General features: G+C 66.7%; 14 protein-coding genes. 2 read left to right on the top strand and 12 right to left on the bottom strand.

Features of this window, described 5'->3' with window-relative positions; all coding sequences use genetic code 11:
• Window positions 1-15 precede the first annotated feature (15 nt).
• From ISP25_RS03120 to surE, 4 genes are read right to left on the bottom strand one after another with little or no spacing between them, the layout of a single operon-like run.
• A complete protein-coding gene (locus ISP25_RS03120; RefSeq protein ID WP_404611603.1) occupies window positions 16-999 on the bottom strand; it encodes a peptidoglycan DD-metalloendopeptidase family protein in 984 nt (327 codons plus the stop codon).
• Between the two features lie 50 nt (window positions 1,000-1,049).
• Window positions 1,050-1,658 carry a YqaA family protein gene (locus tag ISP25_RS03115; protein ID WP_192157705.1) on the bottom strand — a complete coding sequence of 203 codons (609 nt, stop codon included), beginning with the start codon at window positions 1,656-1,658 and terminating at the stop codon, window positions 1,050-1,052.
• Window positions 1,658-2,353, bottom strand: a complete 696-nt coding sequence (locus tag ISP25_RS03110) for a protein-L-isoaspartate(D-aspartate) O-methyltransferase (RefSeq protein ID WP_192157707.1) — start codon at window positions 2,351-2,353, stop codon at window positions 1,658-1,660. The genes ISP25_RS03115 and ISP25_RS03110 overlap by 1 nt, the downstream gene beginning before the upstream one ends.
• A gap of 3 nt (window positions 2,354-2,356) precedes the next feature.
• Window positions 2,357-3,145, bottom strand: a complete 789-nt coding sequence (surE, locus tag ISP25_RS03105; RefSeq protein WP_404611600.1) for a 5'/3'-nucleotidase SurE — start codon at window positions 3,143-3,145, stop codon at window positions 2,357-2,359.
• Between the two features lie 143 nt (window positions 3,146-3,288).
• On the opposite strand from surE, the gene ISP25_RS03100 reads away from it, so the two are divergent.
• On the top strand, window positions 3,289-3,831 hold the full coding sequence (locus ISP25_RS03100) for a Smr/MutS family protein (protein WP_404611599.1): 543 nt from the start codon (window positions 3,289-3,291) through the stop codon (window positions 3,829-3,831).
• Between the two features lie 9 nt (window positions 3,832-3,840).
• Here ISP25_RS03100 and ISP25_RS03095 read toward each other — a convergent pair whose 3' ends face one another.
• From ISP25_RS03095 to ISP25_RS03060, 8 genes are all read right to left on the bottom strand, one after another.
• Window positions 3,841-4,431: a hypothetical protein gene (locus tag ISP25_RS03095; protein WP_404611597.1), complete on the bottom strand. Its 591-nt coding sequence runs from the start codon at window positions 4,429-4,431 to the stop codon at window positions 3,841-3,843.
• Between the two features lie 13 nt (window positions 4,432-4,444).
• Window positions 4,445-5,464, bottom strand: coding sequence for a tRNA pseudouridine(13) synthase TruD (gene truD / locus ISP25_RS03090; protein ID WP_404611595.1), 1,020 nt, complete (start codon window positions 5,462-5,464; stop codon window positions 4,445-4,447).
• A gap of 89 nt (window positions 5,465-5,553) precedes the next feature.
• Window positions 5,554-6,027, bottom strand: coding sequence for a 2-C-methyl-D-erythritol 2,4-cyclodiphosphate synthase (ispF, locus tag ISP25_RS03085; protein WP_404612068.1), 474 nt, complete (start codon window positions 6,025-6,027; stop codon window positions 5,554-5,556).
• Window positions 6,028-6,029: 2 nt separating this feature from the next.
• Complete coding sequence (ispD, locus tag ISP25_RS03080; RefSeq protein WP_404611593.1) at window positions 6,030-6,722, bottom strand: 2-C-methyl-D-erythritol 4-phosphate cytidylyltransferase; 693 nt, start codon at window positions 6,720-6,722, stop codon at window positions 6,030-6,032.
• Window positions 6,719-7,072: a cell division protein FtsB gene (gene ftsB / locus ISP25_RS03075; protein WP_192157720.1), complete on the bottom strand. Its 354-nt coding sequence runs from the start codon at window positions 7,070-7,072 to the stop codon at window positions 6,719-6,721. The genes ispD and ftsB overlap by 4 nt, the downstream gene beginning before the upstream one ends.
• A gap of 17 nt (window positions 7,073-7,089) precedes the next feature.
• Window positions 7,090-8,403 (bottom strand): phosphopyruvate hydratase, encoded by a 1,314-nt coding sequence (gene eno, locus ISP25_RS03070; RefSeq protein WP_404611590.1) that lies wholly within the window; start codon window positions 8,401-8,403, stop codon window positions 7,090-7,092.
• A 45-nt stretch (window positions 8,404-8,448) separates the two neighbouring features.
• Window positions 8,449-9,282 carry a 3-deoxy-8-phosphooctulonate synthase gene (gene kdsA / locus ISP25_RS03065; RefSeq protein ID WP_404611588.1) on the bottom strand — a complete coding sequence of 278 codons (834 nt, stop codon included), beginning with the start codon at window positions 9,280-9,282 and terminating at the stop codon, window positions 8,449-8,451.
• Window positions 9,279-10,949 (bottom strand): CTP synthase, encoded by a 1,671-nt coding sequence (locus tag ISP25_RS03060; protein WP_192157726.1) that lies wholly within the window; start codon window positions 10,947-10,949, stop codon window positions 9,279-9,281. The genes kdsA and ISP25_RS03060 overlap by 4 nt, the downstream gene beginning before the upstream one ends.
• Before the next feature lie 129 nt (window positions 10,950-11,078).
• Between ISP25_RS03060 and ISP25_RS03055 the strand changes: the two genes are divergently transcribed.
• A complete protein-coding gene (locus tag ISP25_RS03055) occupies window positions 11,079-12,878 on the top strand; it encodes an aminopeptidase P family protein (RefSeq protein ID WP_404611586.1) in 1,800 nt (599 codons plus the stop codon).
• The last annotated feature ends 19 nt before the right edge of the window (window positions 12,879-12,897 follow it).

Here is a 12,897-nt window from a genome sequence, read left to right as displayed (position 1 = left end):
CTATTCAGGAAGAACTCACTTCGCTGGCAGGTAACTCATCGGATCGACCGGGTTGCCGTCCTTGCGGATCTGGAACCCCAGCTCCACGCGCGAGGCGCCGCTGGAACCCATCAGGGCGATCTCCTGGCCGGCGCTGACGCGCTGGCCTTCCGTAACCAGACGCTTGCTGTTGTGCCCATAGGCGGACAGCAGGCTGTCGTTGTGCTTGATGATGACCAGCTCGCCATAGCCGACCAGGCCATTGCCGCTGTACACCACCACGCCATCGGCCGCCGCTCGCACCGGGTCGCCGGCATTGCCGGCGATCTCGACACCCGGCACCGCGTCGCCAGGCGTGAAGCGTTTGAGGATCTGTCCGTCGGCCGGCCAGCGCCAGGTCACGCCGCCCGCCGCGTGGGAATTGCCGGTCGCTACCACGGGCGTCGGGGCCGGAGCCGGCGGTGGCACAGGCTTGGGGCCACCCGCGACGGGCACCACGGTACTCGCCGGTACGGCAGGCACGGTAATTGACGCAGCGGTCGTTGCCGTGGGTGCCTGCGCATGCGGCGGCGCTACCGCGCTCGCGGCATTCGATACCGACGCTTCCGCCGGCACATTCTCGAAGACCGGCGCGGCCGGAGCAGGCGGCGCAGCTGGTGTGGATGCAGGGTTCGCCTTGGCTACGGCAGTCGCCGCCTGCGAGGGCGGTGCGCTGCCGCCGTTTGGCGGCGACAGGCGCAGCTTCTGCCCCGGCCAGATCGTGTAGGGCACGGCGATGCCGTTCCACTTCGCCAAGTCGCGATAGTCCACGCTGTTGCGGAAGGCGATCGAATACATGGTGTCGCCCTTGACCACCACATAGCTGCCACCGGGAATCGGCGTGCGCGCCACGGCATGTGCAGGCGCAACGGGCGCGCCGTAGTGCTGCTGGCCCGGAGCCGGCTCCACCACCACAGTACTGCAGGCCGACAGCAGCAGCGATACAACGAAGAGCGGCAATAAAGAACGGTATCGATTCATGCGCGCCAGCATAGCGAAGCACCCCTGTACTTTCATGCGACCCGCCGCCGTCAATGCCGCCAGATCCACCACGCCAGCAATGCTCCCAGCAACACCAGCACGGCCCAGCCGATCCATTCGATGTATTTGTGCAGCAGGTGCTCGGCGCGCTCGCCGAACAGCCGTATCAACAACGCCAGCAACCACACGCGCTTGCCGCGCCCCAGCGCCACGCAAGCAAGGAAGGGCAGCACCGGCACGCCGACGATACCCGCTGCCCAGGTCACGAACTTCATCGGTACCACCGGCTGCAAGGCTGCCAGCATCAGCACGCCATAGAGCCCCCAGCGATGCTCGGCCATCTGTGTGCGCAGGCTCTGCACACCCAGCTCGATGGGCGCCAGCAGATGCAGCGTGCCAAGCAGCGGCTTCAACGCCTCGAACGCCCAATGCCCCAGCGTGTAACCGACCAACGCACCGAGCAGCGAGAAGGCCAGGCTGATGTTCGCGTAGAAGAACGCCCTGTGCCGCTTTCCCAGCATCATCGGCGCCAGCATCACCTCCGGCATGATCGGGAAGATGAAGGCTTCGACGAAGCTGAGTCCGCACAGGTAACGAACGGCGTGGGGATGGCGCGCCCACGTCAGCGCGCGGGCGTAGAGTCTGCCGAACAAACGCATCAGCCGATGCCCCCGAGCAATGGCACGAAGCTGACCGCCCCGAGTTCTTCCTGCACGAAATCGCCCTCTCCGTCGCCGCGCAGGCGAATCAGTACCTGATTGCTGGGCGACCCTACGGGCGCCACCAGCACGCCGCTGGGACTGAGCTGCTCCAGAATGCGGCTGGGAATGCTGTCGCCTGCCGCGGTGAGGATCACCGCGTCGAACGGCGCCTCGTCAGCCCAGCCGAGCTTGCCATCGTCGTGGCGCGAACGGATGTTGCCGATGCCGAGCTGACGGAAGCGCCGCCGCGCCTGGCGCAGCAGTTCCTCGATGCGCTCCACCGTGTAGACCTGCTCGACCAGCGCCGCCAACACCACGGCCTGGTAGCCGGAGCCCGTGCCGATTTCCAGCACGCGGCCGGGCTTTTCCTTGCGCTCGTCGAAGTGCTCCAGCAACGCTTCGGTCATCCGCGCCACGACCCAGGGCTGGGAAATGGTCTGGCCGTGGCCGATCGGCAACGCGGTGTTCTCGTAGGCGCGCGAATGCAGCGCCTGGTCGATGAAATGGTGGCGCGGCAGGTTCCGGATCACGTCGATCACCCGTGCATCGCGGACTCCGCTTTCCTTGAGCTGCGCGGCGAGCCGGTCGCGCGCGCGCTGCGAGGTCATGCCCTCGCCTTTCAATACCGATGGTGGCAGCGTGTGCATGCTCATCGCTCAAGCCGCCTTGTGGCCGGGCGCGGCCTGGTCTTTGCCCAGCGATTGCACCCAACTGCTCACCTTTTCCAGTGCCTGGTAGCGGGTGAGATCGACATGGATGGGAGTGACCGAAACATGGCCGCGACGGACGGCGTCGAAGTCCGTGCCAGGGCCGGCGTCATCGATTTCGCCCGCCGGGCCGATCCACCAGATCGGGCGACCGCGCGGGTCGGTCTGCGCGATGCATGGCGCCGCACGATGGCGACGCCCCAGCCGCGTGACCTCGAAGCCGCGGATTTCCGGCCAGGGCCGATCCGGCACGTTGACGTTGAGGATGGTGTCGGCCGGCAGCGGATCGACCAGCAGGCGGCGCATCAGCAACAGCACAGCCGTCGCCGCGGAGTCGTAATGCTCGCCGCGATGATCCTCGCTGACCAGCGACACCGCGATGGCCGGCAAGCCGAGGAAGCGCCCTTCCATCGCCGCCGAGACCGTGCCGGAATAGATCACGTCGTCGCCAAGATTGGCCGAGTTGTTGATACCGGATACCACGATGTCGGGTTCGTGGTCGAGCAGGCCGGACAATGCGAGATGCACGCAGTCGGTGGGCGTGCCCGCGACGCGGTAACGGCCATCCTCCATGCGCAATACGCGCAGCGGCGCGTCCAGGGTCAGCGAATTGCTGGCGCCGGAACGGTCGCGATCGGGCGCCACCACCGTCACCTCGCCCACCTCGCGCAAACGCGCGGCAAGCACATGAATGCCCCGCGCATCCACGCCATCGTCGTTGCTGACAAGAACTCGCATGCTGATCCGTGTTGAGTCGACCGCAGCGCATCGCCAAGAGGCAAGCGCACCCCGCAATCGCCCGAGTTTACCGGAGCGACACCGCGGTTTCACGGATCGACGGCATGCATTGCGCCCGAGCCGTTGCTTGCTAGCATCGGGGCATGCAACGCCGGCCGCCTGCGATCAGCGAAGACGATGCCCGCCTGTTCCGCGAGGCGGTCGGCGAAGTGCGCCACATCGACACGCAAGCCGCACCGCCGTCCGCACCGAAGCCCTCGCCGCAGCCGCGCATGCTAGAAGCCGACGAAGCCGCCGTGCCGGGCGAATTGCTGGAGATGGCCTTCGACCCGGCCACGCTCGAGGTAGGCGAGGAACTCAACTATCTGCGCGACGGCTATCCGCCGAAGCTGTTGCGCCAGTTGAAGCGCGGCCAGTACAGCGTGCAGGACGAAGTCGACCTGCATCAGATGAACGCCGCCGCGGCGCAGGCCAGCATCGCCGTCTTCCTCGCCGAAGCGAAACGGCACGGCCTGCGCTGCGTGCGCATCATCCACGGCAAGGGTCTGCGCTCGAAAGCCGCCGGCCCGGTATTGAAGACGCTCACCGATCGCCTGCTGCGGCGGCGGGACGACGTGATCGCGTTCGCTTCGGCAAGGCCGGCGCAAGGCGGCACCGGGGCGGTGGTTGTGCTACTCCAAGGTTGACGCGAGGCCTTATTTCCGCGTACCGGGCTTGGCTTTTTCGTAGTTCGATTGCAAAGCCAGCCATTCCGGCTTGGCGGTGGTGCGATTGCCCAGCCAGTAAGTGACCGTGCATCCCGTGCGCTTTTGCAATTCGTCTATGAGCAGCCACTCGCACGGAAAGGAACTGCCGATTCGTCGCCGCACACCGGATCTGAGCACCAACACCAGGTGTGCTTCACGACTATCCGATCTGCGCTCAAGTTCGAGCACATCCGTATAGGCAACAACTTGTCCGCATCGCCAACCAAAGCGGATGTCGTTTTGTTCCAAACGAAGGCCAAAAAAGGAGCGGATCCAGACGAACACCGATCCGGCAAGGCCAATCAGAGCCATGGGCCAAGTCACACCGCCACGCCCATGATGAAAAGTTGCCATGGAGATGACACTACTGAGCAGGCCAAGCGCCAGAAAAAGCACCACCCGATATCTGGGCGATTTCAGCTCGCCCGTCGTCTTGAACAACTCGGCGTTCTCGCGCTCGGATAGTGAACTCCTCCATCCAAGGAACGCGACTGCCAACATCCCCATCGATATCAGCGCAATCAACGCGTCATTCGCCACCGCGACCTCCTGTCTACGCAGACGCTGCAACTTCGCGTGCCACCACCGTCGCATACGCGCCCGCCGGCAACTCGAAAGACAATTCCAGTGCATCGTCGGCCAGCCAGCGCCAGCGCAAGTCTTTAGGCAACAGGCGAAGCGGCCTGCGTTCCTGATCCATGCGCGCAGCGGCGATGCCTCGCGCAAGATCATCGTGCGTTGCGGCGACTTCGCGTTCCAACTCGCCCGCCTCGCCTGCCGTGGGTGGTTCGCCCTGCCCCCACAACGGACCGGAAGGATGGATGTCTCCCTTGGCCAGGCGCTGCGCCAGGACATCGTTGTACGGCTCCGGCCCGAACCAGGAACGCGAGCCGGCCAGCGACCAGATTTCACCATCCAGTTGCGCATCCCATGTGCCGCGCTCGACGCGGACCGCCAACACGTCGTTGAAGATCTGCGAGCGCGCGGCGGAGAGCAGGAAGCCGCGCTTGTCGCGATCCACCCTGCGTCCCGCGAACATCGCGCGCGCCTGCTCCAGGTTGCCGCCCTCGCGGCCGAAGCGCTGTTCGCCGAAGTAGTTGGGCACGCCGCGTGCCGCGATCGCGGCCAGCACCTGTTCCGCGCGTTCACGCTCGCCTTGCGCCTCACGCAGCACCAGCACGAAGCGGTTGCCGCGCAAGGCACCGCGCTTGAGCTTGCGGCCGTGACGAGTGGCGGCCAGCACTTTCACGTTCTCGTGCGGGAAGGCCGACCAGTCGGGATCGGGTTTGCCGGCGAGTTGCACGGTGAAGGCCTGGCGCGTCACCGCGTGCCGGTCCTTCAGGCCGGCGTAGCCCACGGCCAGCGGCGGCACGCCGGCGAATTTCGCCAGCTCCCTTGCCAGCCAGTCGGTGTTGGCACCGCGCTTCTCCACCCACAGCAAGGCGTGCTCGCCGTTGCCGTCGGCGTCGTAGCCCAGGATTTCCTCGACGACGAAGTCTTCAGGGGTGCAGCGCAGGCGCGCTGCCAGTGGAGGCGCGGTGCCGTGGGCGAATGGAAGCTCTTGAGTCGTCATGGCGTGACAGGTATCCGGGTGTTCACTCCCTCATACGATACGGCCACACCGTGCCATATCTGGAAACTGAGGATCGAAGTACTCGTGCTTCAGTGCCTTTCAAGCAATACGCTGGCTTGTGCGGCGATGCCTTCGCCGCGGCCGGTGAAACCGAGTTTTTCGGTGGTGGTGGCCTTGATGCTGACCTGGCCGAGCTGGCAGTCGAGATCGGCGGCAAGGTTTTCACGCATGGCCTGCGCGTGCGGGCCGATCTTTGGGGATTCACAGATCACGGTGATATCGGCGTTGCCCAGCGCATAGCCATGTTGTGCCGCCAGCATGGCGGCATGGCGCAGGAACTGGCGGCTGTCGGCATTGCGCCAGCGTTCGTCCGAGGGGGGGAAGTGCTTGCCGATGTCGCCCAGCGCCAGCGCGCCGAAGATGGCGTCGCACAGCGCGTGGATCACCACGTCGCCGTCGGAGTGCGCGAGCAGGCCGTGCGCGTGAGGGATGCGCACGCCGCCCAGGGTGACGTGGTCGCCCTCGCCGAAGGCGTGCACGTCGAAGCCGTTGCCGATGCGCATGCTCATGCCGTCCTCGCCAGCAGGAATTCGGCGAGCGCGAGGTCCGCCGCCGTGGTGACCTTGATGTTGTCCTCGGCGCCTTCGACCAGCAGCGGCCGGAAGCCGGCCAGTTCCATCGCCATCGCTTCGTCGCTGACCGCACGGCCATGGTTCGATACCGCGCCCAACGCAGCAACGAGTTCGCCGCGGCGGAACATCTGCGGCGTGAATGCACGCCAACGCTGGTCGCGCGGCTCCGTGGCGAGGCTGCAGTCGCCTTCACCGGCACGCTTGAGCGTGTCGCGCAACGGCGCGCCAAGCAGACCCCCATCGGTTTCGGAAGCGCGCTCGATCAGTTGCGTGATGTCCTTCGCACGCACGCAGGGGCGTGCGGCGTCATGTACCAGCACGAAGTCGGCATTCTCCACTTCGGAAGGCAACGCGTTGAGGCCGGCCAGCACCGAATCGCTGCGCTCGGCGCCACCGATGGCGACGCGCACCGGTTTGCCATGCAGTGTTTCGATGCCGGGCCAGAGTTCGTCCCGCGCGCCGAGCACCACCAGCAGGCCGGCGATGCGCGGATGCGCCGCCAGCCGCTCCAGCGTATGCGCGATCAGCGGCTTGCCGGCCAGCGGCAGGTATTGCTTGGGACAATCCGCACCCATGCGCATGCCGCGACCTGCGGCTGGCACCACGCACCACAGGGCCTCGCTCATTTGACGACGCCGCCCGCGGCGGCGCCTGCCGGGCGGGCTGGTGGCGGCAAGGGCAAGCTGCTGCTCGCGCCCGCCGGCTGGCTGTCCACCTGATAGAACACCTCGCCGGGCTTGATGAGGCCCAGCCCGGTGCGCGCACGCGCCTCGATGGCCTGATTGCCGTTCTTCAGGTCGGCCACGTCGGCGGCCAGCGCCTGGTTGCGCTGCTGCAGGCGGCCGTTCTCGTCGGTCTGTTTCTTGATGGCCACGCGCAGGGCATCCACCTCATGCACACCGCCCTGCGCGGACCACAGTTTCATCTGCAGTCCGATCAGCAGCAGAACCAGGACGAGAGCGACCCAACGCAGCATGGGGCAACGTGCTTCCGTCAGCCCGGCAGATGGGCCAGGTTCGGGAAGGCGTTGCGGCCGGCATAGCGTGCCGACGCGCCCAGCGCCTCCTCGATGCGCAGCAGCTGGTTGTACTTAGCCACGCGGTCGGTGCGGCACAGCGAGCCGGTCTTGATCTGGGTCGCGGTGGTGGCCACGGCGATGTCGGCGATGGTGGTGTCTTCCGTCTCGCCCGAGCGGTGCGACACGATCGCCGCGTACTTCGCCGCGTCGGCCATGGCGATGGCTTCCAGCGTTTCGGACAGCGTGCCGATCTGGTTGACCTTGATCAGGATGGCGTTGGCGATGCCCTTGTCGATGCCTTCCTTGAAGATGGCCGGATTGGTGACGAACAGGTCGTCGCCCACCACCTGGATGTTCTTGCCGATGGCGTCGGTGAGCAGCTTCCAGCCGCCCCAGTCGCCTTCGGCCATGCCGTCCTCGATGGTGATGATCGGGTACTGCCGGGTCCAGCCGGCCAGCACGTCGACCCATTGCTCGGAGGTGTAGATCTTGCCCTCGCCTGCCAGGTCGTACTTGCCATCCTTGAAGAACTCGGAGCTGGCCGCGTCGAGGCCGAGCAGGATCTCGCTGCCGACTTTGTAGCCGGCCTTGTTCACTGCCTCGAGGATGGTGTCCAGCGCCTCGATGTTGGAGCGCAGGTCCGGCGCGAAGCCGCCTTCGTCGCCCACCGCGGTGTTCAGGCCCTTGCCCTTCAGCACGCTCTTCAGCGCGTGGAAGATCTCCGCGCCGGCGCGCAGCGCCTCGGCGAAGCTGGACACGCCCACCGGCAGCACCATGAATTCCTGCACGTCGACGTTGTTGTCGGCATGCGCGCCGCCGTTGATGATGTTCATCATCGGCACCGGCAGCGCACCGGGCTTGCCGGTGGTGCCGTTGATCTCCGCGAGGTACTGCCACAACGCCTGCTTGCGCTGCGCCGCCACCGCGTGCGCGGCGGCCATCGATACGCCGAGCAGCGCGTTGGCGCCCAGCTTGCCCTTGTTCGGCGTGCCGTCGAGCCGGATCAGCTTGGCGTCCAGGCCGCCCTGGTTGGCTGCGTCGAACCCCTTCAGCTCGCTGGCGATGGAGTTGTTGACGTTGGCCACCGCATTCTTCACGCCCTTGCCGAGGTAGCGCGACTTGTCGCCGTCACGCAGTTCCACCGCCTCGCGCGTGCCCGTGCTGGCGCCGCTGGGCACTGCGGCGCGACCGAAACCGCCGCCCGCCAGGGTGACCTCGGCCTCCAGCGTGGGATTGCCGCGCGAGTCGAGGATTTCACGGGCGTGAATGCGGGTGATGTCGGTACTCATGCGGCTGCAATCCTTCAAAGTTTTGGAGAGGGGACGATCCGGGGCTTACAAAGTGTTTTCGAGGAAGCCGTGACGCTTGGTCACGGCGTCCAGTTCCAGCAGGGTTTCCAGCAACGCTTCCATCTTGTCCAGCGGCCATGCGTTGGGACCGTCACTGAGCGCCTTGGAAGGATCGGGATGGGTTTCGGCGAACAGACCGGCCACGCCAGCCGCCACCGCGGCACGCGCCAGCACCGGCACGAACTCGCGCTGGCCGCCGGAGCTCGTGCCCTGGCCGCCCGGCAGCTGCACCGAGTGCGTGGCGTCGAACACCACCGGGCAGCCGGTGTCGCGCATCGCGCTCAGGCTGCGCATGTCGGAAACCAGATTGTTGTAGCCGAAGCTGGCGCCGCGCTCGCACACCATGATGGCGTCGTTGCCGACGTCCTTGGCCTTGGCGACCACGTTCTTCATGTCCCAGGGCGCGAGGAACTGGCCCTTCTTGATGTTCACCGGCTTGCCGGCACGGGCCACGGCCTGGATGAAATCGGTCTGGCGGCACAGGAAGGCAGGCGTCTGCAACACGTCCACCACCGAAGCCACCTCGGCGAACGGGGTGTACTCGTGCACGTCGGTAAGCACCGGCACGCCGATCTGGCGCTTCACCTCGCCGAGGATACGCAGCCCTTCTTCCATGCCCAGGCCACGAAAGCTGGTGCCGGAAGAACGGTTGGCCTTGTCGAAGCTGGACTTGAAGATGAAATGGATGCCCAGCTTGCCGGTGATCTCCTTGAGCTTGCCGGCGGTATCCAGCTGCAACTGCTCGGATTCGACCACGCAGGGGCCGGCGATCAGGAACAGTGGCTGGTCGAGGCCGACTTCGAACCCGCACAGCTTCATGCCACGGCTCCCTGCGCCAGCTTCTGCCCGTCGCGCACCGCCTTGTACTCGCGCGCGGCGTGCACGAAGCCGATGAACAGCGGATGGCCGTCGCGCGGCGTGGAGGTGAACTCCGGGTGTGCCTGGCAGCCGAGGAACCACGGGTGCTTCTGCGGCGACAGTTCGACGATCTCCACCAGCAGGTCGTCCATCGACTTGCCGGAGATCACCAGGCCCTGGTCCTCGAAACTCTGTCGGTAGCGGTTGTTGAATTCGTAGCGGTGGCGGTGACGCTCGCGCACCACTTCCTGGCCGTACATCTCGCGCGCCAGCGTGCCGGCCTTGAGGCGGCATTCCTGGGCGCCGAGGCGCATGGTGCCGCCGAGATCCGAGCGCTCGCTGCGCTGCTCGACTTCGCCGGCAGCCGTCGTCCATTCGGTGATCAGCGCGATCACCGGATTGGGCGTGTTGCGGTCGTTCTCGCTGGAGTCGGCATCGGCCAGGCCGGCCACGTGGCGGGCGAAATCCACCACCGCCGCGTGCATGCCGTAGCAGATGCCGAAGTACGGCACGCCGTGCTCGCGCGCGTACTTCGCGGCCATGATCTTGCCCTCGAAGCCGCGCTTGCCGAAGCCGCCCGGCACCAGGATCGCGTCCATGCCGCCCAGCACCTTGGCGGCACCCTCGGCCTCGACCTGCTCGGAATCGATCCACTGCAGGTTCACGCGCGTCTGCTGCTTGATGCCTCCGTGGCGCAGCGCCTCGCCCAGCGACTTGTAGGCGTCCTTGTGCTCCACGTACTTGCCGACGATGGCCACAGTGACCTCGTCCTTCGGGTGCACCACGGCATCCACCGTGCGCTGCCAGCCGGAGAGATCGGCCGGCTTCGCGTCGAGGCCCAGCCGCTTCACCACGATCTCGTCCAGCCCCTGCTGGTGCAGCCACAACGGGGTCTTGTAGATCACGTCCACGTCCACCGCGCTGATCACGGCGTTCTCGGGCACGTTGGTGAACAGCGCGATCTTGCGGCGCTCGCCCTCGGGCAGCGGCTGCTCGCTGCGGCACAACAGGATGTCCGGCTGGATGCCGATGGAGCGCAGCTCCTTCACCGAATGCTGGGTCGGCTTGGTCTTGATCTCGCCGGCGGCCTTGATGAAGGGCACCAGGGTGAGATGCATGAACAGGCACTTTTCCGGGCCGTGCTCGGAGCGCAGCTGGCGGATCGCCTCGAGGAACGGCAGCGACTCGATGTCGCCCACCGTGCCGCCGATCTCCACCAGCGCCACGTCGAAGCCGCGCGTGGCCTCGTGAATGCAGTGCTTGATCTCGTCGGTGATGTGCGGGATCACCTGCACGGTGGCGCCCAGGTAGTCGCCGCGGCGCTCCTTGCGGATCACGCTCTCGTAGATCTTGCCGGTGGTGATGGAGTTCTTGCCGGTGAGGCGGGTATGGACGAAACGCTCGTAGTGGCCGAGGTCGAGATCGGTCTCGGCGCCGTCGTCGGTGACATAGACCTCGCCATGCTGGAACGGGCTCATGGTGCCCGGATCCACATTGATGTAGGGATCGAGCTTCATCATGGTGACCGAGAGGCCACGCGCTTCCAGAATGGAGGCCAGCGACGCCGCGGCGATGCCCTTGCCAAGCGAGGACACCACACCGCCGGTGACGAAAATCAGGGGGGTCATGGGATGCAGCCGTGCTGGAAATACATATTCTAGCGGCAGACGGCCTTCGCTGCGAGATGTCCGGGCGACCGAATTCATCTGTTGTGAGATTTGGCGGGCCGCGCTGTCGCGCCTGCTAAAGTGCCGCGCATGAACACGCCCATCCCCGCCCGGATCGCCGCGTTGCGCGCGGCCATGCAGCAGCACGGCGTCGCCGCCGTGATCGTCCCCAGCGCCGACCCGCACCTGTCCGAATACCTGCCCGAACGCTGGCAGGCGCGCGCATGGCTGTCCGGCTTCGACGGGTCGGCCGGCACGCTAATCGTCACGCGCGAACACGCGGGCCTGTGGACGGACTCACGCTACTTCTCGCAGGCCGAACAGCAACTGGCCGGCACCGGTGTCGCCTTGATGAAGCTGCGCGTGGCGCACACGGCCGAACACCTCGACTGGCTGGCTTCGCACCTGCATCACGGTGAAACCCTCGCCGTGGCCGGCGACAGCGTGTCGCTGGCCGGCCTGCGCTCGATGGAAGGCAAGCTGGCCGAACACGGTGTGCGCGTGCGCACCGATCTCGACCTGCCTGGCACGATCTGGGACGATCGTCCCGGTCTCCCGCATGCACGCATCGTCGAGCATCCCATCGCCTGGGCCTGCACCGCCCGCGCGGACAAGCTCGCGCGACTGCGCAGCGCCATGCGCAAGCACGGCGCCACGCACCACCTGCTCTCCAGTCTCGACGACATCGCCTGGCTCACCAACCTGCGCGGCAGCGACGTGGAGTGCAACCCGGTGTTTCTCGCCCACCTGCTGGTGGCCACCGAAGGCAAGGCCACGCTGTTCGCCGAGCGCGGCAAGTTCGACGACGCACTGGTGGCGCAGCTCGCCGCCGATGGCATTGCCATCGCGTCCTACGAAGGCATCACCGGCGCACTGGCCGAGCTGGGCAAGGCCGACACGCTGCTGTTCGATGCCGGTCGCGTGGTTTGCGCGATCAGCAACACGATTCCTGCCGCCGTGCAACGCACCGAAGCCGCCAACCCCAGCACTGCGTTCAAGGCGCTGAAGACACCGGCCGAGCTGGACCACGTGCGCGAGGTGATGCGCCGCGACGGTGCCGCACTGGCCGGCGCGTTCCGTGAAATCGAGCACCAGCTCGCGCAAGGCAAGCCGCTCACCGAACTGGACGTGCACCGCCTCGTGCACGCCGCCCGCGCCGCGCAGCCGGACTTCATCGGCGAAAGTTTCGCCACCATCGCCGGCTACCAGGCCAACGGCGCGTTGCCGCACTACCGCGCCACGCAGGCGTCGCACAGCACGCTGCAGGCGAAGGGCCTGCTGCTGATCGACTCCGGCGGCCAATACCTCGGCGGCACCACCGACATCACCCGCGTGCTGGCGCTGGGCGAAACCACGGCCGAACAGCGACGCGACGCGACGCTGGTGATGAAGGGCATGATCGCGCTGTCCCGCGCCCGCTTCCCGAAAGGCGCCAGCGGCCCGCAGCTCGATGCGCTGGCGCGCGCGCCGCTGTGGGCGGCCGGCTGCGATTATGGCCATGGCACCGGGCACGGCGTGGGCTACTTCCTCAACGTGCACGAAGGTCCGCAGTCCATCCGGCCGCCGATTTCCGGCGGCGCGCTGGTGGCGCTGGAGCCGGGCATGATCTCGTCCATCGAACCTGGCCTGTACAAGCCGGGTCGCCACGGCATCCGCCACGAAAACCTCGCGGTGGTAGCCGAAGCCGAGCGCACCGAGTTCGGTGACTACTACGCCTTCGAGACGCTCACGTTGTGCCCGTTCGACCGCCGTGCACTGGAACCGAGCCTGCTTGGCCCCGACGAGCGCGCGTGGCTGGACGACTACCATGCCACCGTGCGCGCGGCACTGGCGCCGCTGCTGGAAGGTGCCGACCTCGCCTGGCTGGAGTGGCATTGCGCTCCACTTTGATCGCGCCACGTCGAACGGC

The sequence above is a fragment of the Rhodanobacter hydrolyticus genome, from assembly GCF_044904645.1.
This window is presented reverse-complemented; position numbering and strand designations above follow the sequence as displayed.